Source organism: Chroogloeocystis siderophila 5.2 s.c.1 (genome assembly GCF_001904655.1).
GTDB classification, from domain to species: Bacteria; Cyanobacteriota; Cyanobacteriia; order Cyanobacteriales; family Chroococcidiopsidaceae; genus Chroogloeocystis; species Chroogloeocystis siderophila.
This window is the reverse complement of record NZ_MRCC01000015.1, coordinates 53,066-80,058: the sequence shown is the minus strand read 5'-3', so window position 1 is coordinate 80,058 and position 26,993 is coordinate 53,066. Positions and strand designations below refer to the sequence as shown.

Genomic DNA, 26,993 nt, shown 5'->3' with positions numbered 1-26,993 from the left:
GTGCAGCTTAATCAAGTTATTATTGCTCACAAAGCTGGAGATTCGCTAAGTAAAAGCTGGGCAGAAAAGTGTGCGCGGCAGTTGGAAAGTCGCAACTGTCGCGTCCTGATGGGACCAAGTGGACCGCAAGATAATCCTTATCCGGTATTTTTGGCGTCGTCAACACAGCCGATTGATATGGCTTTGGTACTAGGTGGAGATGGTACAGCTTTATCGGCGGCGAGAAATTTAGCAGCAGATCGCATCCCAATTTTGGCGGTGAATGTCGGCGGGAATTTAGGGTTTTTAACCGAGTCGTTTGATGTCTTTAAAGATTCCGAAAAAGTCTGGGATAGGTTAGCTTCGGATCTCTATGCAATTCAGCGGCGGATGATGCTACAAGCCCAAGTGTTTGAGGGAAATAGTAGCAATCTCGATCCTGTCAGCGATCGCTTTTTTGCCCTCAATGAAATTTGTGTTAAACCTGCATCGGCAGATCGGATGATTACTTCGATCCTGGAAATGGAAATCGATGGCGAGGTTGTCGATCAATACCAAGGTGATGGATTAATCATTGCCACACCTACGGGTTCTACGGCGTACACCGTGGCGGCGAATGGTCCGATTGTCCACGATGGAATGCAGGCGATTACGGTAACTCCAATTTGCCCGATGAGTCTTTCGAGTCGTCCGATCGTTTTACCTGCGGGTTCGGTTGTCAGTATCTGGCCTTTGGCAGATTACGAGTTGAATACAAAGTTATGGACTGATAGCGTTCTCGGAACTTCGATTTGGCCTGGTCAACGAGTCGATGTCCGCATGGCAGAATATCGTGCCAAGTTCATTATTTTACGCGAAAATTATTCGTACTATCAAACATTACGCGAAAAGCTACAGTGGGCAGGCGCGAGGATTCGCTACAGTAATAATCACCGAGATAATTAATCTGCTAGCTTAGCGACTAAAGTCGCAGCTACACAAGCCTAGTCTATAGATATCTTGCATGAATGCTTGGTGAATAAATTCGCAGCCGTCCACACTCTGTACATCTTTTTGGACTATACCGGTAAGGCATACTTTACCCTCTCAAAACTCTTATTTTAGTGTGCGCTCGTCAACTTTGTTTGAGTAGCCCCGACTTCAATCGTAGGAAGAGTGCAATTCATGCAGGAGGTCTACTGAAGACACAATTATAGGTTGAGAAATAAACGGATGTAAGCTTAGTTTACATCCGTTTATTTTCTTACTACCAGGCTTTTTTTTATCTTTATAAAGTTAAAGCTTTCATATTTTAAATATAGAAAAACACTAACAAATCAACTTACTTAATTGTTTGTATATCCCTGCCATGACAGAGTTTGAGGCTATACAACAAAGATTTTTACTTCAAAAAGTACCAAGTTTTTCCGAAATACAATGTAGTTGCATTGAGTTTAATTATGACGGCAATGCAGGGAGAAATCCCTGTTTTCTTGCCTGAATAAGTATAAATAACTATAAGGAACTATTTGTAATGGCTACGGTAACGTTTCAAACGCTTGTGTGCAATCATTCGCTGGGAATCGTAACATTAAAATTTCAATCCCACACAGTTTGGGGTCCTAGTGGAATGACAGCACATACACCAGTGACCATAAATGTGAACAGATCCTATAGCACTACATCTACAGTTATACTTTCGATACAAACTAGTACAGGTCAGACGCGAAGCGCTGATGACTCGCTTTCTACTTCAGCAGGTTCTCAGCCACTGTCTTTCAAGTTTGGCACCACCACTTATACCTTAAGTTGTCATGTATCGTAACTAATCTATAAATAACTATAATAAATGAGCCGCAGTATTCCTATACGGCTCATTTTTATTAGCAGTATGCTTGAATCGTTAAAGAAAGCTTTATTACTGTATTCTAAGTAAAAGAGATTAATATATTACTTATCTTTCTAAATTATTTCAGAATCTGTTATAAATTTTGAGAAAATAGTAGGAATTTATTTGTGAGGCAAAGTACAAATCTTCTCTGGATTGCTGGTAGTGTTCTTCTGGGAAGCTTACCTATCCCAGTTCAAGCCCAAATTATTCCTGATGGGACAACACCAACGACACCCGCAGTTTGTGCCGCAGTTTGTGAGATTACAGGAGGAACACAAACCGGAGAAAACCTTTTTCACAGCTTTTCGCAATTTAATATTGATGTAAATCAACAAGTTACGTTCAACGACCCAGGCGTAACAAATATTATTACTAGAGTCACAGGCGGTAATCCTTCAAATATTTTTGGAGCTTTGGAGGTGTCCGGTGATGCTAATTTATTTTTAATCAATCCACAAGGAATTATTTTTGGACCTACTGCTTTTATAAATATTAGTGGCTCATTTGTTGCGACTACTGCTAATGCAATTCAATTTGAGAATCAAGGAAGTTTTAGCGTTACTCCGGCAAATAATCCAGAATTACTCACAGTTAATCCTTCAGCTTTTCTATTTAATCAAATTACCTCTCCATCTCCTCCTGCGATTGAAGTTCGAGATAGCTTGATTTTTCTTCCTGATGATCAGAGTTTAATTCTCCTTGGAGGCAATGTTAATATTTTTGGTGGAGAATTTAATTTTGAGCAATTAGTTGCACCCAGTGGACGAATTGAGTTAGCCAGTGTATTAGGAACAGGTACTGTAGGCTTAAACAATATTGATGGTAAAGATTTAAGTTTAAGTTTTCCTTCTAGTATCGCTAGAGGAGATGTCACAATTAGTGGGGGAGATCCTTCAATTAGTCTTGGCGTTAATGCCTTTATAGCAGGAGACGGAACCGGTAGTTTTGCGATAAATGCCAGAAACATTAATATTGATGGTGCTTATATTCAAGCTGGTACACAGCCAGGTGCGGAATCTACAGCTACTGAACCTGGAAATATTATTTTAGATGCTACGGGGACAATATCACTAATTGGGAGTAGTCTTGTTAATCAATCGCTATCAGATGTAGAGGGTAATGCGGGGGATATCCAATTAAGAGCAGCATCTGTGCTACTAGACAAGTCCGCTATAGATTCGACAGCATATACCGGTAATGCTGGTAGAGTATCAATTGATGTAAATAATGAGGTTGTAATTAAAAATACATCAAATATATCTACATCAGTAGTTGACCAAGGAAATGGAGGCAATGTTCAAATATCTGCTGGCTCTTTCTTGTTAGAAGATAGTAGTACCATTTTTACTTTAACTACTGCACAAGGCAGTGCTGGCGATGTTGATATAAACGTCAATGATTCAGTTGCTTTAGTAGGAAAAAATACTTATATTGCTACAGTAGCCTCTGGTACTGCGACAAGTGGTGGTGAAGTTAATATTCAAGCTAATACAGTTTCTTTAAGCGATGGTGCTGAAATAGCCTTGAATACTGCGGAAGCAGCAGGACGTGCAGGCAATTTATTTATTACAGCCAATAGTGTTTTTTTAGCAAATAGTATTATTTACAACGACACTATAGGATTGGGAAATGCGGGAGATACTCAAATTAATTCTAGAAGTTTAGAAATTACTAATGGTGGCAGTATTAGTACAAGTACCAACGGTATCGGAAATGCAGGCAATATTTTTATAAATGCTTCCGAGTTTGTCACACTTTCTGGTGTTAATCCTAATGCAACAATTCGCCTCAGTGGCATTGCTAATACTACTTCTAGTGGTTTATTCGCTTTTACCGACACAAAAGCTACTGGACGTGGTGGGAATATTCAAGTCAATACGGGTAATTTAAACATTCTTGATGGTGCAGTTATCAGTGCGCGGACTCGCAGTATTGCACCTGGAGGAAATATTACAGTCAATGCGGCGAATGTGACTGCAACTAATGGCGGACAAATTTTAACGACTGCCTTTAATCAGGGCATGGCAGGTAATATTACAGTTGGTGCGACAAATAGCGTTAATATTGCGGGAAGCGATCGCACGTACAACGACAGACTTCAACAAACACCTGATCGCATCGATAATGATGGTGCCGCAAGCGGTTTCTTGGCACGAGTGCGAGGAGATGCGATCGCTGATGCAGGACAAATCAACGTCACTGCGCCCTCAATATCACTTAACAATCAAGGCACAATTTCCACCGCAACAACTCAAGGAGAAGGCGGACAAATCTCACTCCGAGGCAGAAACGTTGCTCTAAACGACAATAGCAGCATTACAGCAACTGCTGGTACAGCAAATGCTGGTGGTAACGGCGGTAATATTGATATCAGTAGTAAACTATTTTTTGCTACTAGAAACAGTGCTGTTGCTGCTAACGCTTTTACAGGCAATGGTGGTAATATCCGCATTGCAACGCAAGGATTCTTTCTTTCTCCCGATAGTGTGATTACCGCGAGTTCTGCACAAGGAATAGATGGTGTTGTCGAAATTATTGTCGTCGATGATGAACCTAGTCGCGGTTTAGTTTCTTTACCCGAACAACCTGTTGATGTCAGTAACTTAGTCGCGCGAGGATGCGCTGCGGATACAAATATTGCAACAAACACGAGTGAATTTATCATTACTGGGCGCGGGGGATTACCACCAACTCCAGGCGAAGCGATTAATGCAAATGCCACGTTAGCAGATTTAGGCACTCCGGTACAAACTCAAGCCGCTACACCATTAAATACTGCCTCCAGCGAACTTAACAATTCTCAGCCAAAATCGCTTGTAGAAGCACAGGGATGGATGCTAGGCTCCAATGGCGAAGTAGTACTGATGGCTCAAGTACCAACTGCTACAACTTATACTTCTTGGTCTACGCCTGTTGCTTGCAATGCCCCATAACCTCGTTCGCCGCCTGCAATTTTCGCTGAGTGGGCTTTTATTACTGGTAGTTAATACTCAAATTGCTGCGACATCAGCCGCAGAAAACGTTCTTGCCCAAGCGATTGAGTTACCACCGCCACAGGATGTCATTCCACCACCTAGCCCAACACCACCACCGCAACCACCGACCGAACCCTTACCACCACCAGAAGAATTATTACAACCACCGTCAGCAGTCCCCAGACCACCTACACCTTTACCTGGGATACCCGATACCATTATTGTTAAAAGCTTTAATGTTGTTGGGAGTACAGTCTTTAGTGCAGAAGAATTTGCGCGGTTACTCGCACCGTTTACAAATCGACCAATTTCGTTTACAGAACTTTTGCAAGCACGTTCAGCAGTTACTCAACTCTACATTGATCGCGGCTACATTACTTCGGGTGCTTTCATTCCTCCTCAGACACTCCAAGCAGGAGTAGTGACAATTCAGGTTATTGAAGGCGAACTAGAGGCAATTAATGTTACTGGGACGCGCAGGCTTAACCCCAATTACGTGCGATCGCGTATTGCTATCCGTACCGATGCACCACTAAATCAACAGCGCCTCTTAGAAGCACTGCAACTATTGCAACTCGATCCGCGTATTCAAACTTTGTCTGCTGAACTATCCGCAGGTTCGCGCCCTGGAACGAATGTCCTTGACGTGCAAGTGCAAGAAGCCCGAACGTTCAATCTGCAAGTAATTGGAGATAACCGGCGATCGCCGAGTGTTGGAAGCTTTCGGCGTGGCGGGCAAATTAATGAAGCAAATTTACTCGGATTTGGTGATACTCTCAGCGTTGGATACAACAACACTGACGGTAGCAATACGTTTGATATCAGTTACGCGCTACCCATCAACCCACGCAATGGCACGATCAGCTTAGATGTCGGTGCAGCAGATAGTAGTATTATCGAGCCGCCATTTGATTTTTTACAAATCGACTCGTACTCGCGCTACTACGATCTCACATTCCGTCAACCGATTAATCAAAGCCCTTCCGAAGAATTTGTTTTAGGATTAACCGCATCGCGCCGCGAAAGCAATCTAGCGTCTACTGTCCTCGAAGATCTTGACGTTCCCTTATCCAAACTATCTCCTGGGGCAGATGACGAGGGAAGGACACGCATTTCTGTTTTACGCTTCTTTCAAGAATGGACGCAGCGCGGTAGTCGCCAAGTCATTGCAGCGCGATCGCAATTTAGTGTAGGAATTGGTGCCTTTGACGCCACAATTAATGACGATGCACCTGATAGCCGCTTTTTCTCCTGGCGGGGACAAGCCCAATGGGTGCGTCTTTTAGCTACTGATACTTTACTTTTAGTTCGCGGTGATGTGCAACTTGCCGATCAAGCTTTAGTTCCGGTAGAACAATTTAGCTTAGGTGGATTTGACAGCGTTCGCGGTTATCGTCAAGATACGTTATTAACTGATAATGGCGCGTTTGCTTCGGTTGAGTTGCGCGTCCCCATCTCGCGCATTCCTGAATGGCAAGGACTTTTACAATTAACTCCGTTTGTAGACGTGGGTACAAGTTGGAATCGAAAAGATGCAAATCCTGATCCGAGTACATTAGTTTCGCTCGGACTTGGCTTACGCTTGCAAGTAGGTAATAACCTTACCGCCCGCCTTGACTGGGGAATTCCGTTAGTTGATATCGCATCGGAGAAAAGAACATGGCAAGAGAACGGTGTGTATTTTTCCATAGTCGCCAGCCCGTTTTAGCACTGAGTGTTAGCTTTCTCATTTGGTGTGGGGGAGTACTAGACGGTTCGTCAGCTGTGGCAGTTGTTTCATTGAGCGCATCTTTATCTGAATCGATTCAGCAAGGAAGAGAATTATATGAAACCGGACAATATGCCCAAGCTGCAGTCGTGTGGCAACAAGCTGCAAAAGCTTATCAAGCGAGTGGTGACAGCTTAAATCAAGCAATGGCGTTGAGTAATCTTGCTTTAGCGTATCAACAACAAGGAAATTTATCGCCAGCAAATCAGGCGATCGCGACAAGTCTACAACTATTAAATTCAACATCTCGTACAAATTCCCAATACGCGCAAGTTCTCGCCCAAGCGTTGAATAACCAAGGAAATCTACAATTTGCGCAAGGACAAACCGAACAAGCACTGAATACTTGGCAAAAAGCAACCGCTGCATACACTAAAGCAGCAGATACAGTTGGTATAACACGTAGCTTAATCAATCAAGCGCAAGCACAGCAAGCTTTAGGGCTGTTTCGCCGTGCAGTAACGACACTCAACCAAGCGAATCAAACCTTACAACAACAGCCAAATTCGGTAATTAAAGTCGCTGGATTGCGCAGTTTAGGAAATGCATTGCGCGTTGTGGGAAATCTCAGTCAATCGCAGCAGATCTTGCAGCAAAGCCTTAAATTAGCTCAAAAACTAGGATCGCCACAAGAAATCGCTGCAACATTAGCAAGCTTAGGAAACACAGTGCGATCGCAGCAAAACCCACAAGCCGCGCTAGCCTACTATCAAAAAGCTGCAAGCGTATCACCAACAGCAAGCACGCAACTCCAAGCACAACTCAATCAACTCAACCTTTTACTTGAGACAGGCGATCTCGGCGCAGCACAAGCGCTATTACCTCAAATTCAATCTCAACTTGCTAGTGTACCGACAAGTCAGACAAAAGTTTATGCTCGCATTACTTTGGCACAAAACTTGATTCGCTTGCAGCAGGCGCAGTCAAAATTGCAAACAAGCGTTCCTTCGTGGTTAGAAATTGGTAACCTCCTTGCTAGCGCTGTACAAGAAGCAAAATATCTTCAAGATCCACGCGCGACAAGCTATGCTTTGGGAAATTTAGGGGGATTGTACGAACAAACGCAGCAGTGGACGAGTGCGCAAGACCTAACGCAACAAGCACTGGTATTAGCGCAAGGAATCAACGCGCTGGATATTGCTTATCGTTGGCAATGGCAATTAGGACGCTTATTGCAAGCGCAGGGAGACACTCAAAAAGCGATCGCGGCTTACGATGAAGCTGTTCAAACACTTCAGACGCTTCGGTATGATTTGGTAGCGATCAATCCTGACGTTCAGTTTTCTTTTCAAGAAGAAGTTGAACCTGTTTATCGCGAACTTGTGAGTTTGTTGTTGCAATCAAACGACACTGCGCAACCTAGTCAACAAAATCTTCAAAAAGCGCGTCAAACGATCGAGTTGCTGCAATTAGCAGAACTTAATAACTTTTTCCGTGCAGCGTGTTTAGATGCTAACCGTCAGATCGATCAAGTCGTAGACGAACAAGATCGCACCGCAGCGGTAATTTATCCAATTATTTTGCGCGATCGCCTCGAAGTCATCATTAAACTACCACAACAACCCCTACAGCATCATAGTATTAACATTTCACAAGCCGAGTTTGAAGCTACGCTAGAGCAACTCCAACAACAACTCATTGAGCCAGACACTTTTACCGAAGTGCAAGCACTCTCTCAGAAAGTTTATGAATGGTTAATACGACCGCAACTAAGCACGCTCAATGCGAGTAGTATTCAAACTTTAGTTTTTGTTTTAGATGGTGCGCTGCGCAACATTCCAATGGCAGCACTGTACGACGCGCAACGTCAGCAGTATCTTATAGAACAATATAGTATTGCCCTCGCACCAGGATTACAACTAATTAATCCGCAACCACTACAACGGCAAAGATTACAAGCATTAACTGCGGGACTTAGCCAACCGCGTTATGGCTTTGGAGGACTAAATTACGTCGAGCGCGAAATTGAGCAAATTACATCTGAAGTTTCTAGCCGAGTATTGCTCAATCAAGAGTTCACTAGTCAAGCACTACAAAATCAAGTCAACTCGCTGTCATTTCCGGTTGTACATCTGGCAACTCACGGTCAATTTAGTTCTAACATCGAACAGACTTTTATCCTCGCATGGGATAAACCGATTAATGTCAATGAGTTAAATGATTTGTTGCGCACTCGCAGTCGAAACCGATCTAGCGCAATTGAACTGCTCGTTTTGAGTGCTTGCGAAACCGCAGCTGGCGATAAACGCGCGGCTTTGGGTATTGCAGGACTTGCCGTGCGAGCCGGAGCGCGTAGTACGCTGGCATCGTTATGGTCGGTAGATGACCAATCTACAGCTTTATTGATGAGCCAATTTTATGCAGAGTTAGCAAGCAATCAAACTAACAAAGCTCATGCGTTACGTCAAGCACAGTTGTCGTTATTAAAAAATCCTAACTACGCTCATCCGATGCACTGGTCTGCTTATGTTCTTGTGGGGAATTGGCTTTAATTTAAGAGTGATGAGTTTTGAGGGATAAGTTGACAACACGAGGCAATTGGTTCCGTGGCGATCGCATCTAAGCCAACAAAGTGCAATACATTCGTCCAATTTTGTGCTATGGCGATGTTTACTGGATTGCGATAGTACAGTTCACCAAGTACAGTTACTGCGTCGTACCAAAATCCGTTCGCAAAGTAGAGTTCTGCACGCTCTTGTGGGGTTGCTTGTGCTAATTGGCTGGCAAGGGCAGGAGTGATTGCTCGTCTTTGAACTCCGCCATGAACTACCGCCGTCGGTGGCTTACGCTCGGCACAGTAGATGTTGAAGTACCAGTGATATTGTTGGGCAATTTCTAAGGGCGCTACGGTTGTCGGTAGCGTTAAACTAATCACTCCAGGCTTATCTGGTAATGGAACTGTTGTTTGATAAACGAGTCGATTGTTTGCTGCGCGCAAAACAAACTTTGCTGAATGTATGTCCTGAGCGCGATATGGAACGTAAAACCAGAGTGTAGGACGCTCAGCACTCGTCAGCCCCCACACCACCTCAACGCCGTTTGCAGCTTTGGTAATTGGCACTACAGCTGTTAGCTGTTTATCGCGCGTTGCAGAGTTATTCGCGATACAGCCGCGCCTTCCTGCACCGGTGCGATCGCCTGGAATGCCAATATCCGCTGGAGGTGGAGGCGGAACAAAGTTGATTTGTCCTGTTGCCGTTGTTAAGACTTCTTTGGTATTTGTTTGGGGAATAGAGTTAACTTTTGTAGGTAGTAAGCTCAGAATAACGCACCCAACCAGGGCAAATCGACAAAACCGCACATCCATCATAATTAATTACTCTCTGCGTAGAGTTTTGTACTTTGTCCCTGTTTTTGCGAGGCATTTTGAACAACAATACTAGCGCTAGTCGCAATTAATGCCAAGGTCGATGGTACAAACGGCACCCAACAGCTTTGATACGCAAAAAGTGCAAAGCACAGCGCGTACAGTACGATAAGGGTAATTGCTAATGCTAACTCTAGATGTAATACTGACCGATAGCGCCAAGCCAGCACACTACCAACAATTGACCATCCCCAAACCCATAAAAGTTCACTCCCCTGGGGTAACACCCATAACGATGGTCGCTGATTCTTGACAGCACTCAGCATCTGACTAACCATTTGTGCATGGACAAACACGCCTGCCATTTTCTGATATGCTCCTTTGCTCGTACTATAAGGGGTCGCAAAATAATCACCAACACTTGGGGCAGTCACACCAATCAAAACAATTCTATTTCTAACATCATCAGGTCGAATTCGATTCCGTAACACATCAGTTAAGGTAACTTTATTCGCAATATTCTCTGGTGATCGGTAAGAGCGATAGTTGAGTAACATTTGAAAGCCAGCTGTATCAATCGTTTGATATCCTCCGGTATGTGGTTGTAAACGTGGTAAAATAACGTTACCTAGCTGTAAATGCCCTTGAGGTGTCCATTGGGGAAAAATACCCTCAGCAGCTAAATAACGAAATGTAAGTTGCGTGCTGAAGGCGTAGGGCGCGCTGCAAATCGAGGCAGGATGTGGATTAACGGCGACAAGATATCGCCGGAGAATACCGTCAGGGTCAAGCACAACATCACTAAATCCTTGACGCGCTTCGGGAACTTCGGGCGGTGGAGCAACACTCGGATCTTCACTCGCAGTAGGTTCATTTATTTTACACACCGCAATAAAGCGATCGCTCTGTTGCATATATTGCGCTAAATTTTTGAGTTGAGGGTTTACCGGATCTTCACGATAAATATCCAAGCCGATCGCGCGTGGTTGATATTGCTCTAATTTCTCTAATAGTCGTGCTAGCGCTAGATCGGATATCGATCCTGTGCGATTTTTCTGTTCTGGCAGTTTGAAATCTTCTTCGGTAATGGCAACTACCAATAATCGCGGATCAGTTGCTTCCTGGGGACGCAAGCGCATCAGCTGATCAAAAACCTTGAGTTCGAGTGGCTGAAATGCTCCCAACTGTTGCAATCCCCACGTTACAGACGTTACCAAAACACTCGTCAGCAGCATCCTCCGCAGATGTTGCGAGCCAATTTTTTTGAGCGATCGCTGGCGGCTGTGATTGTTGCCACTTGTGTTAACACTAACTGGACGCGACAATGCGCTCCATAGCGGTGGAGTTTCTGCGGGATTTTGATAAATAACCGGTAACCAACTGGCACACGGATACTCATCTTCTAACCCTTGAAGTCGCTCGCGTGCTTCGCGGACTGATAGATAAAACGGCTGACCGCCCGCAAAAGCGTAGAGAAAATTCTTTAAAAACTCTTGCGCGACTTTGTCGGGGACTGGTTCGCGCATTACAATCACTTGCGGAATATACAAGTTAGCAAGTTCGCGTGCTAATCCTAAGCCATCACAAGAATTAAAAATTGCTAGCTTTAATCCGTGCGCTACCGCAGTTTTGAGCGCGTATCTTAAATCGCTAATTGATAAGCTATCGGTGCGATTAATACAAATTCGCCCATCTGCATCGACTAAACTGGAGCTATGTCCTGCGAAAAAGAGAATATCCCAACCTTGGCTCCAGAGTTGATTATTAAGTTCTTGACGCTGCGGTTCTACGAGAAACTGCACCGTCGCACCTGGTAATTGCTCGAATAAAGCTCGATCTGCTTGCGTATCAATTCCGGTACTATCGCCTAGAATCGCGAGTATGTTAACTTTGTCTTTGGTTTGCGAGATTTGTTTAACGCGCTCGTAGGCTGGGGCGCTGAAGGCAAGTTCTGCTTTAGGGTAACGCTCGAAGAGATCGCAGAAGTGCCAAGGTAATCGTTGCAAAAGTAAATCTTCAGTTTGTAAAATCACGCGAAGTTCATCGGATGGCAATAATTTCTCTAGCCATTTTTCGCGAATTGCCCGAAACGATTCGGAGTGTATCCAGCTATTTAAACGGTTGCGTAAAACTTGTACGGCGTGCCAGCAATCTTCAATAACTGAGACATTCGTGACTTGAACAGGTTTTGCTTCGAGGCGGGTAGACCATCCCAAACAGAGATACGCTGATTGCCAGCAATTGTAGTACTGAGGAATTTCCGGAGCAGGTGGCAATTTACCTAAAGTTTGGATCGCCGGAGCATCGCCTTCTTCTCCTATTTGCATTGTGACAGGAAATCCCTGCTCAAAGCTTCCTTCGCCTACTTTCAAGACAACTAACTTAGCCACAACAATCTTCCTGCGGGCGCAAAGATGAAATTAAATAATGAAATTTTCTATAAAACTGACGTTACCAAGCGCTACTTTGACACTAAACTTTTCTCCAGGTTTTCCACTAAACTGTAATTGAATATAATTATCGGCTTTTCTTGCTTGAGCTTCAAGGAAAAGTTGCTCAGTAGCATCTAAAACAGCTAGCTGAAGTTGCGGCGGTAAATAGATTTGACTTCCTGCGGGATGAACTTGTAGTAAAATATCGACCTTTTGCTCAGGTAGCGATCGCAGTTCGACAATCAACGCAACCGCATGACCTGCGAGTTGCACTCCGAGATCGATCAACTTGGCGCGTCGGATACGATCTGCGCGATTCTCATTGGTTCCGCCTATAGCTGTATCAGACCGACGGAAACTAAATGCCAAGTTAGCGCGTGCTGGTCCTAAAATCGTTTCAACCTCATGCCATCCTGTTTCAAAGACATGATTAAACCAATGGTTTAATTGCACAATTGGTTGCTGATTCTCAGCGGTTCTAAGTTTGAGGTGACTCAAGTGCGCAAGTAAGTCTTCGAGGGGTTGTAATTGATCGATTGGCAACTGCGCGATCGCACGTGGTGTAAATCCTAATAACGTCGCTTCGCGGAGTGCTTCGTCAAACTGCACAACAATATATCCAATGCGGTCTTCCCACACTTCTGGTGGAATATTGCACTGCTTGGCAGGCGATCGCACCCAACGACACTCTAAGCGCCCAATTCCTGAAACTTCTAAGTCAGCAATATCAGCACATAACCGCAAGACAGGGTTCCAACTATCACCAGCCGAAATATTTGTGTCGATACCCATCATATTCAAATAGTTGTTTACAACACAAACTGCCAGTGTATTTAGCCTAACTTGCTCTACTTTCTTTGGGGAAAACTCTACTTGATGCGTAAAAGCTTGGGCAGTGTCTCGTGCTGCCTCCGTAATAGGTAAAGTTAACGAAAAATCTTGTATTCGATTCATGTTTTTAGTCATAATCTAGATTCTTTTTTCATCTATTTTTTTACTAATTAAATACTTAGTTTTAGTAGATTGAGTTTGATCAATTCTTGCAAAAGATTCAAGAACTAGTAAACCTCAATTTTTATTGTTAATCTATTCTTTATAAATACCCTTGCGTTTCGCCAAATTTACGTAAACGAGGAAGACATTGTCGGCGATAAAAACTTGTTAAAGTCGAAATCGAAAGCCCATATTCTTCTGACAATTTTTCCCAACTTGTTTCGGGAGGCAACCTCCGGAGTATTAATACTTGACAATTCACGTGCGGATGACCTTGAATATGAACGCGGCGTAACTCTCCATCAGTATCAGCTTTTGCCCAAGTTATCGTTATTTCAAGAATCGGTGGAATATCTGGTGGCGCTGGTAAAGTGGCGATCAGATCAATTACCTCACCTTCTTCCACAATTTTACCTAAAGCTGTACGAGAGCGAATTTCATATTCTTCTTCACGGAAATCTTGTAACCTTCGCCTTAGATAAGCATTTAACCAGGTGATTACACTACTGCGATTTGGATCATACTTTTCCCCTGTATTTGCTTCACACAAATTGCGACAAAAATATAGCCAAGTTTTCTGTAGTGCATCTTCATAATAAAGAGAACTATCTTTCCAAAGTTTGCCTGATTTAACTATCATGCGCACAATCTTTGTTAAACCTTGCTGTCGTTCTAGACTATTGTGCTTATATTGGCAAGTTGTTGTAACTAATTCGCGTATTTTCGCTTCCAGTTGATCCATATGAGCTTTATTGAATACAAGTAGGATTTAAATTTAGTTGCGACATAGCAAATTTAAACATTATTTTCCTACTTTAATCCAAGGTGATTATTTTAATAATCACCTTTTAACATAATTAAAATGAGTCATTTTTAGGAAGTAATAAGTTGATTGTCAACAAATCCAGAAAATATACATATCTATTTCAAAGTAGTTGGCTACGATAAGTACAAATCACAAATTTAAAGCAACCACTCTTTTGGTTGCTGGCTATAAAAGCTATTACTCCTCAACGCGCTGACTACCTACTTATCAGCAGCAAGCAAAAAAAATATGCACGCCCTTTCTTTTGGTGTAGAGAGTGGATTGCAAACACACTGCTTTTGGTATTTCGCTGTCAAATTTTGGCATTAGCCATCGCATTCTTATCGAGAGTGGCACAACCTTAGTACTGTTTTGCCCAAAAGTTGTTACGTCTAGGTCAGCACAGATCTCAGCGATCGTTGTGTACCGCAGGTGTTTTTTACTAGTATAAACACTTAATTCTCTCTAAAAAAGGGATTGTACTATACTAAAAATTCAAGTATAAGTTTGTTAAGTAAAGAATTATTAAATAAAATGAGTTACGATTCAACTGGAAATGGGTTCTGCATAGTTCAGTGTTTTGTGCACAGAGTTTTAATTGGTATCGGTAGCCAAGATTGCTAAACCGCGCAATCTCCAGCAGAATCATTTTACATTAGTGGGAAAGGCTTTTCGAGTATAGGTTTTGTTACGCCATAATTCTTTCCTAAGAACTACAATTTCATCATTCTGAGCCTAGCAGAAATATAAAGAGCCTTTAGTGCGCTATGGATGTCACACAAATAGTTTCGTAAGCAATTTAAATAAGTAAGTAACTAAATAAGTTTTATGAACTTAAGAACTGACTACGATGTGACTCAGGCAATCGAATTGCTGCACAACTGCTTATCTAGGCAGATTTCTCACGAAGCGTTAATTTGGCTAGAAGAAAAAACAAACCAGATTAGCCAAGGGGCGATGCAACGACTCTTTTATACAGCGTTTAGTGCAGTCCCTCGATATCTCGGTAAGCAGCAATTAACTTTATCAACACAGGATTTACGCGCAGCCGCAGCAATTCGCCCAGGCTGGAATCCTCAACATTGGAGTGTGGATCAAGTAGGGCGAACATGGATAGTTTTGTCTTTGCCGCATGCAGATATTGAGAAATATCTTTGGACACTCGAACAAGTTTTCACAACTGCGGATGTCAGAGAGTTGATTGCGCTGTATCAAAGTTTACCTTTAATGCCGCATCCAGAAAAGCATTACGCTAGAGCCGCCGAGGGAGTACGCAGTAATATGACAAGCGTATTCAATGCTGTTGCTTTACGTAATCCTTACCCAGCAGAGTATTTTGACGATCTGGCTTGGAATCAAATGATCCTCAAAGCAGTGTTTGTGGGTAGTCCGTTGTATCTTATTCATAATAGCGATCGCCGCGCTAACCCAGAGTTAGGGAAAATGCTTGTAGATTATGCGCGTGAACGCTGGGCAGCAAAACGCAGTGTAACACCTGAACTATGGCGATTTGTAGGATACACCGACACCGAGTTACAAGCTTTGGCAAAAGTCTTACAAGTTGATGATATTGTGCAGCAAGAAGCCGCAGCCCTAGCGTGTGCGCACTCTCCACTACCACAAGCCAAAGAATTACTAGCACGTTATCCTCATTTACAAGCTGCAATTCTTCAGGGCGATTTAACGTGGAGTAGCTTTAGCCGCGATCGCCTCGGCGCTGACACATGAAACTAATCCGCTGTCATTTTCATCAATTACTCATTACCCATTACCAATTTTCCTATGATGTTCATCGATCCTCATATCCACATGGTTTCGCGGACAACCTATGACTACATGGTGATGCGCGAGTATGGTGTTGTCGCCGTCATTGAACCGTCGTTTTGGTTAGGACAACCGCGTACTAGTTCTGGATCGTTTAAAGATTACTTCAGTAGTTTAATTGGTTGGGAACGCTTTCGCGCCAGTCAATTTGGAATTCAGCACTATTGTACGATTGGCTTAAACCCAAAAGAAGCAAACAACGAAGCTTTAGCCGCAGCAGTGATGGAACTGTTGCCATTGTACGCGTGTAAAGAGGGAGTCGTGGCGATCGGTGAAATTGGCTATGACGATATGACACCAGCAGAAGATAAATACTTTTGCCAACAACTCGAACTCGCCCAAGAACTCGATATGTTGGTGTTGATTCATACGCCGCATCGCAACAAAAAAGCTGGTGCTAGTCAAAGTATGGATCGCTGTATTGAATATGGTTTAGCACCATCACGAGTGATTATTGACCATAACAACGAAGAAACTGTAGAAGAAGTATTAGCACGAGGATTTTGGGCAGCGTTTACAATTTATCCGCACACCAAAATGGGTAATGCACGGATGGTTGAAATTGTTCGTCAGTACGGATGCGATCGCATTATTGTTGATAGTAGCGCGGATTGGGGTGTTAGCGATCCATTAGCTGTCCCAAAAACCGCACAATTGATGCTAGAACGCGGAATTCCTGAAGCACACGTTAAGGCAGTATGTTACGAAAATGCCCTAGCAGCATACAGCCAAAGTCATCAATTCAGTGAAAGTGACTGGCTAACATCGACAATCGACCAACGCGAACTGTACTACGGTAACTCAGTTTTACGCGGACAAACACCCGTCGTCGAAGCTAGCCGCGATCAGATCTTGATTGAGTAAGAGTTCAATTTTATTTTTCAGTATCAGGTAATACCAATTACCAATTAACCATTAGCATTGAGAGAGACACCAATGTTGCAAGCAGCGAAAAGCCAAAGTTGGGCTTATTTGCAACTTATGCGCCCTGCAAATATTGTTACAGCTTGGGCAGATATTTTAGTTGGTTTTGCGGCATCCGGTTCAGGATTATGGCAACAAGTAGATATGTCATTAGTCTGGCTATTAGTTGCAACCAGTGGTTTGTACGGCGGTGGTGTTGTTTTTAATGATGTCTTTGATGCCGAATTAGACGCGCAAGAACGCCCAGAGCGACCGATACCTAGTGGTATGATTGCTAAACAAAATGCGATCGCTTTAGGAACTCTTCTTTTAGTTCTTGGTATTGTCGCCGCTACCCAAGTTTCAGTTACAAGCCTTGTGATTGCTACGACGGTTGCTTTCGCAGCGATTGTCTACGATGCCTTTAGCAAACACCATAATATTTTTGGTCCTATTAATATGGGAATCTGTCGCGGTGGAAATCTGCTACTAGGTGTGAGTGCGGTTCCGGCGATGGTAGAACAATTGTGGTTTTTAGCAATAATTCCAATTGCTTACATCGCTGCAATTACCCTAATTAGTCAAGGCGAAGTTCACGGGGGAAACAATCGTACTGGAATTGCTGCATTGGTGCTGATTGCAGGAGTGATAAGTGGAGTCTTAACGCTAGGGTTAATACCAGAATATCAAACACTTGTGGCTTTACCTTTGATTGTATTATTTGCTTGGCGTGTTATTCCTGCATTTGTGCAAGCTTGGCGCGAAGCAACTCCGGCAAATATTCGTACCGCAGTTAAAGCGGGTGTGTTGTCGCTGATCGTTTTAGATGCGGCGATCGCAGCAGGTTTTGCAGGTTTACCTTATGGCTTGCTGGTTCTCGGTTTACTACCAATTTCGTTGAGTTTAGCTCAAATTTTTGCTGTTACGTAATTTAACAATAATTATGACAATTGGGATAAAAGGTGCACCAAATGTGCATTCGCTCAAGCAATGTGTTCCTGTAACATTTAATTATGATGTTCATTTCACACAAGGGCTGTTCGAGTTAGATAATCCTCTTTTCGCGCAAGTACTTACCTGTGAGGAGAATAGCCCAAAAAAAGTGTTAGCAGTAATTGATGCAGGTTTATTGCAACATCAACCCAGACTACTAGAAAAATTAGCCGCATATGCTGAGTTTTATCGCGATGCATTGATATTTGTTCAGCAGCCAGCGATCGTACCTGGTGGCGAAGCCGCAAAAAATAATCCTCAATTAGTCACACAACTTCACCAAACTATTGATTGTGCTGGATTGTGTCGCCATTCGTATATATTAGCCATTGGTGGCGGTGCAGTATTAGATATGGCAGGATATGCAGCAGCGATCGCACATCGAGGAATTCGCTTAATTCGCGTTCCCACAACAGTATTAGCACAAAATGATTCGGGTGTCGGTGTCAAAAATGGTATCAATGCGTTTGGTAAGAAGAATTTCTTAGGAACTTTTGCCCCACCATACGCAGTGTTAAACGATCTTGATTTTCTCGCAACGCTTGATGATCGCGACTGGCGTTCTGGAATTGCGGAAGCGGTAAAAGTTGCACTGATTAAAGACGCAGACTTTTTTAATTTCATCACAAAACACGCAGCGAAGATCGCAAAACGCGATATGCAGGCGATGCAAGAGTTAATTTATCGCTGCGCCCAACTACATTTAGGACATATTGCTACAAGTGGCGATCCTTTTGAAAAAGGTTCCTCGCGCCCTTTAGATTTTGGACATTGGGCGGCGCATAAACTCGAACAGTTGACGAATTACAACCTACGTCACGGCGAAGCTGTTGCGATCGGAATTGCGTTGGATAGTACCTACTCCTATTTAATTGGGTTACTCACAAAATCAGATTGGCAACAGATTTTAGATACACTCAAAGCACTAGGTTTTAGTTTATACGTACCAGAATTAGCCACACACTTGCATCAACTCGAACATCCTAATTGTCTTTTCCGAGGATTAAGAGAGTTTCAAGAACATTTGGGTGGAGAATTAACGCTGATGCTGCTAGAAAAAATTGGTAAAGGCGTTGAGGTGCATCACGTCGATTTGTTGGTGTATGAAAATGCGATCGCGCTTTTAAAACAACATCACGACAACGGCGAATAAATTCACTTCTACATAAACAAAGTCCGCCTGCGTGGACTAATGATACAAGGTTTGGTTTGTGTTGCTGCGGTTTCAACCGCTGTTAATCAATATATAAGAAAAATGCAGCTAGCGAATATTCACCTAACGTATTGCACAAATGTTCATCCTGGGGAATCGTGGCGAGATGTATTTGCAAATTTAGAGAAATATATTCCTGAACTTAAAGCCAGGCTAGCACCAGATAAACCCTTTGGTATTGGTTTGCGGTTATCAGCCCAAGCAGCGAGTGAATTACTAGAAAACGATCGCCTCGCACAATTTCAAGCTTGGTTACAGCAAAATGACTTGTATGTCTTTACTTTAAACGGTTTTCCCTACGGTGGATTTCATCATCAAGTTGTTAAAGATAAAGTGTATGCACCCGATTGGCGATCGCGCGATCGCCTCGATTACACATTAAATTTGACCCAAATTCTCGCAGCGTTGTTACCCGCAGGTATCGATGGTGGAATTTCAACACTTCCCTTGTCTTACAAACCTTGGTTTGCACAACTCAGTACAGACGATGCGTTCAAAACTGCGACTCGCAATGTAGCCGCGATCGCGGCAGAAATGATCCGCATTCGCGAACAAACAGGAAAATTACTGCATCTTGATTTAGAACCTGAACCTGATGGCTTAATCGAAAATACAACAGAAGTCATTGATTTTTTTGACTCTTGGTTATTACCAATTGGCGGAAGATATCTGGCAGAAATTTTAGAAATTTCTCAAACTGTAGCAGAAATATTATTACGCGAACACATCCGTATTTGCTACGATACTTGTCATTTTGCTGTAGAATTTGAAGATCCCAAATCAGCTTTTACACGGCTACAAACCGCAGGAATTTCTATTGGTAAAATTCAAATTAGTGCAGCAATTCGAGTGACATTACCTGATGAAGTTACTCAGCGTCAAGCTATTGGTGATAAATTGAGTTCGTTTGCCGAATCGACCTATTTACACCAAGTTATTGCGCGATCGCACGATGGTACATTACACCACTATTCAGATTTAAGCACAGCGTTACCTCATCTAGCACAATCAACAGCCCAAGAGTGGCGAACACATTTTCACGTTCCGATTTTTATTCACGATTACCAAACGCTGCAATCTACCCAAAATGATATTGTTGCGGTTCTTAATTTGTTAGGGAAACAACAATGTCACCATCTAGAAATTGAAACTTATACCTGGGATATTTTACCACCAGCAATGAAACTCGATTTACTCGCCTCAATTCAGCGAGAATACGAATGGATATTGCAACATTTGGCGACTGAAGTCACCGCTTAACATACTAAGTCCACCTGCGTGGACTAACTACAAAATAGGTTTTGCCTTTGTAGATGCGGTTTCAACCGAATCAGCCACAAACGTTAATAAGGAAGAATTTGTCAAACCTTATGCACAAAACTGTAGTTCTGAATGTCGTCGGATTAACACCCAGTTTATTAAAGCACGCGCCATTCTTATCAAAATGGGCAGCATCAAGACAAATAGCCTCTATTAATCCTGTATTACCCGCGGTGACGTGTTCGGTACAAGCAAGTTATTTAACTGGTAAGTATCCTCAAGATCACGGTATCGTTGCGAATGGCTGGTACTTCCGCGATGAGTGTGAGGTGAAATTCTGGCGACAGTCGAATAAGTTAGTTCAAGCCCAAAAGATTTGGGAAGCAGCGCGCGCTTTAGACCCTAGTTTCACCTGCGCGAATCTCTTTTGGTGGTATAATATGTACTCCTCAGTTGATATTTCGGTAACGCCACGACCGATGTATCCCGCAGATGGTAGAAAGATTCCTGATATTTATACGCAACCTGCGGAATTAAGATTTAAGTTGCAAGAACGTTTAGGGACTTTTCCCTTATTTGAATTTTGGGGACCAAAAACAACCATACGCTCGACGCAGTGGATTGCACAAGCCGCGATCGCACTCGAGGAAATGTCTTCGCCAACGCTAACGTTAATTTATCTACCACACTTAGATTACTGCTTACAAAGAGTCGGAACTGATATCAGTGCAATTGCGCATGACTTGCAAGAAATAGATACCGTATGTCAAGAGTTAATTCAATTCTACGAGTCGCATTCTGCTAAAGTCATTGTTCTTTCAGAATATGGCATTACCCCTGTTAGTCGTGCAGTTTCCTTGAATCGAGTTTTGCGCGAACATGGTTATTTAGCAGTTAGGGAAGAACTTGGAAGAGAACTTTTAGATCCTGGCGCAAGCGCAGCTTTTGCCGTTGCAGATCACCAAATTGCGCATATTTATGTAAGCGATCGCACCAAAATAGCAGAAGTACAACAACTGATCGAACAAGTACCAGGAGTTGATTTCGTTTTAGGTGAAGAAGGTAAAGCAGCGTATCATTTAAATCATCCACGTTCGGGTGAATTAGTCGCTGTTGCTACCCCTGATGCATGGTTTACTTATTATTACTGGTTCGATGACCAAAAAGCACCCGATTTTGCTCGCACCGTTGATATTCACCGCAAACCAGGCTATGATCCTGTAGAATTATTTGTCGATCCGACGATTCGCTGGCAACAATTAAAGGTCGCAAAAATCTTGCTACAAAAGCAACTTGGATTTCGCACCCTCATGGATATCATTCCCTTAGACGCTTCATTAGTCAAAGGTTCGCACGGACGAATTCCCACTACTACGGATGAAGCACCGTTATTGATAACGCAAGATTCGCTTCCAGGCTCGACTTTAGAAGCAACTGATGTCTACGATGTCATTTTGTCGCATCTACTGTGATGGTAACTTGTACTGATTGACAATCCGCTTGGCAAATTCTGGGACGTGTGCGGCTAATTTTTCAGGATAATGGCGTTTGACATAGAGATAATTGCGGGTAAAGTGCGAATCAATCGAAAATCTCGCGTATTCTAAACCTTTAGGACCAATTTTTTCAATCACAACACCCATAAATTTGGCAGCCCACATTGGTAGTGTCACGCCTTTATCGTAAGCGGGGATACTTTGTTGCACAGCAGCAGTGCGATCGCCTTTCGACATTACAGGTTGCGTTGCTAGCTGATCTTGCACGAAATCTAGCATTTCTTGTCCGCGATCATTACGTACCACAATCCATTGCCAACCAAACGGCGCACCCATATAACCGACAACGAGATCGGCGAGTGAATTTACATAGTCAAAGCAACTCATGCACGAGGGTGCAAAAACATCTTTTAGTTGATTTGTTTTCAAACCAAAAAAAGGTACTGTTTCTTCTGAACCATCCTCATGTTTGAAGTGTACGCGAAAATCTTGCATAAATTCATAATGCACGACAGTATTAGGCGAACGACTCGTCGTTTCTAAAAATTTCTGTAATCCAGCACGCGTGACATTATCGACACAAGGAGTTCCCAACACATACAGCTTTTCTAAGCCTAGTTGCTTCTCTACAGCCCGCAAAGCTTGAATTTGACATCCCACACCAATAACTAACAACCGCTTCATTCCTGACTGTTCTACTTGTTCTAAAATCGAAAGATTCGGCGATAGTGTTGGTTTATTCACCCGTGCGGCTAATATTTCTTCTGGAGTCCGTGCAATAATCGGCATCGGTTGAAAGCGATCTTCTTTGGTATTTTGCACGCAGACGACACCTTCAACGACACCGCGATTGAGCATTTCAATTGCAATAGAACTGACAATTCCTGTCCATTGCGCCCCTGCAATAGGTTCAGTCTTACGCGCCGCCATCATCTTTTGATGTACGCCGAAGTACAATTCATCAGGATTGTCTAAGTTACGGGCGCGAGTGTGCGATCGCGTTTCTAATTCCGCAATTTGTTGATTAAGAAATGCACACGCTTCCTTGACATAGTGAATATAATATGTATCGCATAACCCGCATTCGCTACAAAGTTCTTTTGCAGGGCGACGAGATGATTTTAGAGCTTTAGCTTTTTTGTGCTGGGCTTGGGGGGTCACTGATGTCATGAGTTGAGGAGCATTGATACATAACTATCTTTACCCAACGATACATGAGAGTTGGTTTGACTTGTACTAAGGTCATCAATTTTGCAATATTTTGCAATTTCGTAACTGTAGATTATATTAGTAAATACAATGTAATTACTGCTATGGGTACAGCCATCAAAACTCGTATAGTGAGAATTGGCAACTCTCAAGGAATTCGTATTCCCAAAACATTGCTAGAACAAACTGGGATTTCAACATTTGTTGAGATTGAACTTGAGGACGATCATCTCATAATTCGTTCGGCATCGCGAGCGCGTATGGGTTGGGACAAGGCGTTTACAGCAATGGCAGAACACAAAGATGATAATTTGTTAGACAATGTGAGTACAACTTCTTTGTGGGATCAAACTGATTGGGAATGGTAGTTAGGCGTTTTGATGTTTTCCTCGTCAATCTTGATCCTACTATTGGTAGCGAAATTCAGAAAATAAGACCTTGTTTAGTCATATCGCCAGACGAGATGAATAGGCATATTGCAACTGTCATTGTTGCTCCGATGACAACGAAAGGTCAATCTTATCCAACACGTGTGGCTTGTCAATTTCAAGGCAAAGATGGACAGATTGTTCTCGATCAAATTCGTACTGTTGAAAAAACCCGCTTGGTAAAACATTTAGGGCAAGTTAGTTTAGAAGCGCAACAAGCAGTTCTTAGTACTTTAGCTGAGATGTTTGCTGAGTAATTTAGGGTTCACTATAGATTACATCTGAAAATACTCTAATCGATAAACTGCCCTAGTGTACAGGTACAAAAACTCCTATGGATTGTAAGATTATCAATTGATAAAACGTATCACAGACTGCTAAATCATGTCAATTTTGTTATGTTGTCATGGTGGTTTGAGGAGAGGATACGTGCTATCTGCAATCCAAATAGGAAAATTCTGTATGCCTGATCGCTCAAAATTTAATTATGCAGCTTTACCCTTCATTGGGATTCATATTGCTTGTCTCGCAGTCTTTTGGCTAGGTATAGACTCAGTAGCACTCTGGATGTGTGTTGTACTGTTTCTTGTCCGCAAATTTGGCATTACTGGCGGCTACCATCGCTATTTCTCGCATCGTGCTTATAAAACTAGTCGTCTATTTCAATTCTTGCTAGGCTTTTTGGGTGCAACTTCTGGACAAAGAGGACCTGTCTGGTGGGCTGCACAACACCGCCATCATCACAAATACTCTGATACCGATGAAGATATCCATTCGGCTGAAAAAAAAGGTTTTTACTGGTCACACGTAGGTTGGGTGCTGTCTCCAGAATATGACGACTATAACGAAAAGTTAGTTAAAGATTTAACTCGTTACCCAGAACTACTTTGGCTAGAAAAATATCACTTTGTGCCACCTATCCTCCTAGCAGTTGTTTGTTACTTAGCTTACGGCTGGCTAGGGTTGTTCTGGGGCTTCTTTGTCAGTACAACGATTCTCTATCACACGACGTTTGCCATTAATTCCTTGTGTCATGTATTCGGTAGCCAACGCTATGAAACCGGAGAATCAAGCAAAAACTCATTATGGTTAGCCCTGATCACTTTAGGCGAAGGCTGGCACAATAATCATCACCGCTATCCTCTCGCCGCTTGTCAAGGTTTCTTTTGGTGGGAAATTGATATTAGCTACTACGTTTTGGTTGTACTGTCGTGGTTTGGTATTGTCTGGGATTTAAAACAACCTCCCAAACAGCTTTTGCAGCCTGAAACTGTGATCGCTAAGACTAAGACTTCCACTGTAGCCTAGTGCTTACTGCTTGTATATGGACAATCCGCGCCAGCTTGCTTTTATCGCCCTCCGTTGGGTACAGCGGGGGGCTTATGCTGATGTTGCCTTAGATCGCGTACTGCGTCAAACTGACTTAAGTAGTGTTGATCGCCGTTTGGCGACAGAGTTGGTCTATGGTAGTGTTCGCCGACAGCGATCGCTTGATGCATTAATCGATCAGTTAGCGAAAAAGAAAGCCCAGCAACAACCACCCGAATTACGAATTATTCTGCATTTAGGGCTATATCAGTTGCGATATCTTGACCATATCCCTGATGCGGCTGCGGTCAATTCTACCGTAGAGTTGGCGAAAAAAAATGGTTTCTCAGGACTTGCGAATTTTGTTAATGGATTGTTACGTCAATATTTGCGGTTAGCAACAAGGGAAGATCCTTTAAAACTACCTGATCATTCTGTAGAACGTTTAGGCATTTTACACAGTTATCCTGATTGGATTATTGAAGTCTGGCTAAAACAATTCGGCTACAAAGAAACTGAACAACTCTGCGCGTGGTTCAATAAACCCCCAGCAATTGATTTACGTATTAATCCTTTACGTGCTTCTGTTGAGAAAGTTACAACAGCATTGCAAGAAGCTGAAGTCGGTGTCACTCGTGTTGCCAATTTGCCACAAGCTTTAAGATTTACAACTAGCACAGGTGCAATTGAAAAGTTACCAGGATTTGATGCAGGTTGGTGGACAGTACAAGACAGTAGCGCACAACTTGTGAGCCATATCCTCGATCCTCAACCAGGTGAAGTTGTGATTGATGCGTGTGCAGCACCAGGAGGAAAAACAACACACATTGCTGAATTGATGCAAGATACAGGTACGATTTGGGCGTGCGATCGCACTGTGTCGCGTTTAAAAAAACTTCAGCAAAATATTGCACGGCTGCAACTCAAATCAATTAAAATCCGCACAGGAGATAGCTGTAATCTTCCTCAATTTGTTAATGTCGCAGATCGCGTTCTTCTCGATGCGCCGTGTTCAGGGCTAGGAACGCTTCATCGTCATGCCGATGCGCGCTGGCGACAAACACCAGAAACAGTACAAGAACTCACGGTTTTACAAACAGAACTTTTAACTCACGTTGCTACTTGGGTTAAGCCTGGAGGTGTTCTAGTTTATGCGACTTGTACTTTAAATTCTGAAGAAAACGAAGCGATCGTTCAAGCTTTCTTAACTCAACATCCATGCTGGCGGATTGAACATCCTGCTGCAAATTCTATTGGCGCTCCTTATGCGACATCATCGGGTTGGATGCAAGTCTTACCACATTACCAATCGATGGACGGTTTTTTTATTGTTCGCTTACAGAAAGAATCACAATAAGCTTGTATCTTAAAGATAAAATTAGCTAATTTGAAAAACTCAAGGACTAGTAATATATGAAACAAGACAAAGCTAGTGTCAAGAAGTTAGTAAAAATCTTAATTGGGGCTGCTTGGCTCGATGGTAGAATTCAGCCTGAAGAAAGAGAATACTTACATCACGTAGCGACAGAAAAAGACGTGGCTGCCGATCCAGAAATTCAGCCTCTACTTAACGAACTTAAGACTGTGCAGCCAACTGAATGCTACGAGTGGATAAAGGAGTATTTAGGAGAGCACCCTGGTTCTGAAGCTTATCAAGAGTTGCTAGAATCTATCAGTGGCTTGATTTACCGTGATGGAGAAGTTGCAACCGAAGAAGCACGCCTTCTCACCAAATTGCAATCCTTAGACACAACAGACAGTTCTTCTCAAGGAGCTTATTCTAGCGTACTCCAAGGAATTCAAACGCTTTATCGACGTTGGGTTAGTAGTCAAAGCTAATAAGAAAATAGCGAATAAAATTAAGGTTTTGGCTCGCCAATACCTGGTGTTTCTTCTTTTTTAACTTCTGGCACAATATCTGGACGTTGTTTATCTTCCCAACCAACGGGGCGCTTTGAGTTGTACCAAGCGATTGAGCCAATTGTAGTAGCAGCAATAAAGCCAACAACAATAGCTGCGGTAGCAGCAACGGGAAAATGAGGAACGTTGTCTGTTGCTGCTGTTGCTTGCATGAGGATTTCCATAGTTGTTCTTCCTGTAGTGATTTAATACTGCTTTTAAGACCGTATAAAAACACAATATAACTTACATCCACCTCAAGTTTGATCCCAGTAGGAGAGATTGGAGATTGGGGATTGGGGAAAGCCTGGCGACTAATCAGCAACGCCGT

At 42.9% G+C, this 26,993-nt stretch carries 21 protein-coding genes; 15 read left to right on the top strand and 6 right to left on the bottom strand.

What is annotated here, in order from left to right:
• The 4 genes from NIES1031_RS17600 to NIES1031_RS17585 all read left to right on the top strand — a co-directional run bounded on the left by NIES1031_RS17600 (nt 1) and on the right by NIES1031_RS17585 (nt 9,084).
• Nucleotides 1-924: an NAD(+) kinase gene (locus NIES1031_RS17600; RefSeq protein ID WP_073550808.1), complete on the top strand. Its 924-nt coding sequence runs from the start codon at nt 1-3 to the stop codon at nt 922-924.
• Between the two features lie 1,050 nt (nt 925-1,974).
• Nucleotides 1,975-4,782, top strand: a complete 2,808-nt coding sequence (locus tag NIES1031_RS17595) for a two-partner secretion domain-containing protein (RefSeq protein WP_073550807.1) — start codon at nt 1,975-1,977, stop codon at nt 4,780-4,782.
• Nucleotides 4,772-6,532 (top strand): ShlB/FhaC/HecB family hemolysin secretion/activation protein, encoded by a 1,761-nt coding sequence (locus tag NIES1031_RS17590; RefSeq protein WP_073550806.1) that lies wholly within the window; start codon nt 4,772-4,774, stop codon nt 6,530-6,532. Before NIES1031_RS17595 ends, NIES1031_RS17590 begins: the two co-directional genes overlap by 11 nt.
• A complete protein-coding gene (locus NIES1031_RS17585) occupies nt 6,484-9,084 on the top strand; it encodes a CHAT domain-containing protein (RefSeq protein WP_073550805.1) in 2,601 nt (866 codons plus the stop codon). Before NIES1031_RS17590 ends, NIES1031_RS17585 begins: the two co-directional genes overlap by 49 nt.
• Here NIES1031_RS17585 and NIES1031_RS17580 read toward each other — a convergent pair.
• The 4 genes from NIES1031_RS17580 to NIES1031_RS17565 all read right to left on the bottom strand — a co-directional run bounded on the left by NIES1031_RS17580 (nt 9,081) and on the right by NIES1031_RS17565 (nt 14,066).
• Entirely contained in the window at nt 9,081-9,902 is an 822-nt protein-coding gene (locus NIES1031_RS17580) for a DUF928 domain-containing protein (protein WP_073550804.1), read from the bottom strand. The two genes, NIES1031_RS17585 and NIES1031_RS17580, sit on opposite strands and share 4 nt — an antisense overlap.
• 2 nt (nt 9,903-9,904) lie before the next feature.
• Complete coding sequence (locus NIES1031_RS17575) at nt 9,905-12,289, bottom strand: CHASE2 domain-containing protein (protein ID WP_073550803.1); 2,385 nt, start codon at nt 12,287-12,289, stop codon at nt 9,905-9,907.
• A 30-nt stretch (nt 12,290-12,319) separates the two neighbouring features.
• Entirely contained in the window at nt 12,320-13,297 is a 978-nt protein-coding gene (locus tag NIES1031_RS17570) for a DUF1822 family protein (protein WP_073550802.1), read from the bottom strand.
• A gap of 127 nt (nt 13,298-13,424) precedes the next feature.
• Nucleotides 13,425-14,066 (bottom strand): hypothetical protein, encoded by a 642-nt coding sequence (locus tag NIES1031_RS17565; RefSeq protein ID WP_073550801.1) that lies wholly within the window; start codon nt 14,064-14,066, stop codon nt 13,425-13,427.
• A gap of 891 nt (nt 14,067-14,957) precedes the next feature.
• Here NIES1031_RS17565 and NIES1031_RS17560 point away from each other — a divergent pair.
• From NIES1031_RS17560 to NIES1031_RS17535, 6 genes are all read left to right on the top strand, one after another.
• Entirely contained in the window at nt 14,958-15,857 is a 900-nt protein-coding gene (locus NIES1031_RS17560) for an EboA family metabolite traffic protein (protein WP_073550800.1), read from the top strand.
• Between the two features lie 54 nt (nt 15,858-15,911).
• Nucleotides 15,912-16,817 (top strand): TatD family hydrolase, encoded by a 906-nt coding sequence (locus NIES1031_RS17555; RefSeq protein WP_015187626.1) that lies wholly within the window; start codon nt 15,912-15,914, stop codon nt 16,815-16,817.
• Between the two features lie 72 nt (nt 16,818-16,889).
• Nucleotides 16,890-17,786 (top strand): UbiA-like protein EboC, encoded by an 897-nt coding sequence (eboC, locus tag NIES1031_RS17550; RefSeq protein WP_073550799.1) that lies wholly within the window; start codon nt 16,890-16,892, stop codon nt 17,784-17,786.
• Nucleotides 17,787-17,799: 13 nt separating this feature from the next.
• Complete coding sequence (locus NIES1031_RS17545; protein WP_073550798.1) at nt 17,800-19,002, top strand: 3-dehydroquinate synthase; 1,203 nt, start codon at nt 17,800-17,802, stop codon at nt 19,000-19,002.
• A gap of 39 nt (nt 19,003-19,041) precedes the next feature.
• On the top strand, nt 19,042-20,322 hold the full coding sequence (gene eboE / locus NIES1031_RS17540; protein ID WP_236738885.1) for a metabolite traffic protein EboE: 1,281 nt from the start codon (nt 19,042-19,044) through the stop codon (nt 20,320-20,322).
• Nucleotides 20,323-20,432: 110 nt separating this feature from the next.
• Complete coding sequence (locus tag NIES1031_RS17535; RefSeq protein WP_073550797.1) at nt 20,433-21,794, top strand: alkaline phosphatase family protein; 1,362 nt, start codon at nt 20,433-20,435, stop codon at nt 21,792-21,794.
• Here the strand turns inward: NIES1031_RS17535 and NIES1031_RS17530 are convergent.
• Nucleotides 21,786-22,988 (bottom strand): Coenzyme F420 hydrogenase/dehydrogenase, beta subunit C-terminal domain, encoded by a 1,203-nt coding sequence (locus NIES1031_RS17530; protein ID WP_073550796.1) that lies wholly within the window; start codon nt 22,986-22,988, stop codon nt 21,786-21,788. The two genes, NIES1031_RS17535 and NIES1031_RS17530, sit on opposite strands and share 9 nt — an antisense overlap.
• Before the next feature lie 143 nt (nt 22,989-23,131).
• Between NIES1031_RS17530 and NIES1031_RS17525 the strand changes: the two genes are divergently transcribed.
• The 5 genes from NIES1031_RS17525 to NIES1031_RS17505 all read left to right on the top strand — a co-directional run bounded on the left by NIES1031_RS17525 (nt 23,132) and on the right by NIES1031_RS17505 (nt 26,602).
• The gene (locus NIES1031_RS17525) at nt 23,132-23,395 is read left to right on the top strand and encodes an AbrB/MazE/SpoVT family DNA-binding domain-containing protein (RefSeq protein ID WP_073550795.1); all 264 of its coding nucleotides are present in this window, start codon (nt 23,132-23,134) and stop codon (nt 23,393-23,395) included.
• On the top strand, nt 23,389-23,712 hold the full coding sequence (locus tag NIES1031_RS17520; RefSeq protein ID WP_178378168.1) for a type II toxin-antitoxin system PemK/MazF family toxin: 324 nt from the start codon (nt 23,389-23,391) through the stop codon (nt 23,710-23,712). The genes NIES1031_RS17525 and NIES1031_RS17520 overlap by 7 nt, the downstream gene beginning before the upstream one ends.
• Nucleotides 23,713-23,884: 172 nt before the next feature.
• Nucleotides 23,885-24,763 carry an acyl-CoA desaturase gene (locus NIES1031_RS17515; protein WP_178378167.1) on the top strand — a complete coding sequence of 293 codons (879 nt, stop codon included), beginning with the start codon at nt 23,885-23,887 and terminating at the stop codon, nt 24,761-24,763.
• A 16-nt stretch (nt 24,764-24,779) separates the two neighbouring features.
• A complete protein-coding gene (locus NIES1031_RS17510) occupies nt 24,780-26,120 on the top strand; it encodes a 16S rRNA (cytosine(967)-C(5))-methyltransferase (RefSeq protein ID WP_073550792.1) in 1,341 nt (446 codons plus the stop codon).
• 56 nt (nt 26,121-26,176) lie between these two features.
• Complete coding sequence (locus NIES1031_RS17505) at nt 26,177-26,602, top strand: tellurite resistance TerB family protein (protein ID WP_073550791.1); 426 nt, start codon at nt 26,177-26,179, stop codon at nt 26,600-26,602.
• A 20-nt stretch (nt 26,603-26,622) separates the two neighbouring features.
• On the opposite strand, the gene psb35 is transcribed toward NIES1031_RS17505, so the two are convergent.
• On the bottom strand, nt 26,623-26,847 hold the full coding sequence (psb35, locus tag NIES1031_RS17500; RefSeq protein WP_073550790.1) for a photosystem II assembly protein Psb35: 225 nt from the start codon (nt 26,845-26,847) through the stop codon (nt 26,623-26,625).
• Nucleotides 26,848-26,993 lie beyond the last annotated feature (146 nt).

Excerpts from the sequence above, each read along its gene's own strand:
- NIES1031_RS17590 (WP_073550806.1), top strand. The coding sequence starts at position 4,772 with ATGCCCCATAACCTCGTTCGCCGCCTGCAATTTTCGCTGAGTGGGCTT.
- NIES1031_RS17585 (WP_073550805.1), top strand. The coding sequence starts at position 6,484 with ATGGCAAGAGAACGGTGTGTATTTTTCCATAGTCGCCAGCCCGTTTTA.
- NIES1031_RS17580 (WP_073550804.1), bottom strand. The coding sequence starts at position 9,902 with ATGATGGATGTGCGGTTTTGTCGATTTGCCCTGGTTGGGTGCGTTATT.
- NIES1031_RS17570 (WP_073550802.1), bottom strand. The coding sequence starts at position 13,297 with ATGACTAAAAACATGAATCGAATACAAGATTTTTCGTTAACTTTACCT.
- NIES1031_RS17565 (WP_073550801.1), bottom strand. The coding sequence starts at position 14,066 with ATGGATCAACTGGAAGCGAAAATACGCGAATTAGTTACAACAACTTGC.
- NIES1031_RS17560 (WP_073550800.1), top strand. The coding sequence starts at position 14,958 with ATGAACTTAAGAACTGACTACGATGTGACTCAGGCAATCGAATTGCTG.
- NIES1031_RS17555 (WP_015187626.1), top strand. The coding sequence starts at position 15,912 with ATGATGTTCATCGATCCTCATATCCACATGGTTTCGCGGACAACCTAT.
- eboC (WP_073550799.1), top strand. The coding sequence starts at position 16,890 with ATGTTGCAAGCAGCGAAAAGCCAAAGTTGGGCTTATTTGCAACTTATG.
- NIES1031_RS17545 (WP_073550798.1), top strand. The coding sequence starts at position 17,800 with ATGACAATTGGGATAAAAGGTGCACCAAATGTGCATTCGCTCAAGCAA.
- eboE (WP_236738885.1), top strand. The coding sequence starts at position 19,042 with ATGATACAAGGTTTGGTTTGTGTTGCTGCGGTTTCAACCGCTGTTAAT.
- NIES1031_RS17535 (WP_073550797.1), top strand. The coding sequence starts at position 20,433 with ATGCACAAAACTGTAGTTCTGAATGTCGTCGGATTAACACCCAGTTTA.
- NIES1031_RS17530 (WP_073550796.1), bottom strand. The coding sequence starts at position 22,988 with ATGACATCAGTGACCCCCCAAGCCCAGCACAAAAAAGCTAAAGCTCTA.
- NIES1031_RS17525 (WP_073550795.1), top strand. The coding sequence starts at position 23,132 with ATGGGTACAGCCATCAAAACTCGTATAGTGAGAATTGGCAACTCTCAA.
- NIES1031_RS17520 (WP_178378168.1), top strand. The coding sequence starts at position 23,389 with ATGGTAGTTAGGCGTTTTGATGTTTTCCTCGTCAATCTTGATCCTACT.
- NIES1031_RS17510 (WP_073550792.1), top strand. The coding sequence starts at position 24,780 with ATGGACAATCCGCGCCAGCTTGCTTTTATCGCCCTCCGTTGGGTACAG.
- NIES1031_RS17505 (WP_073550791.1), top strand. The coding sequence starts at position 26,177 with ATGAAACAAGACAAAGCTAGTGTCAAGAAGTTAGTAAAAATCTTAATT.
- psb35 (WP_073550790.1), bottom strand. The coding sequence starts at position 26,847 with ATGGAAATCCTCATGCAAGCAACAGCAGCAACAGACAACGTTCCTCAT.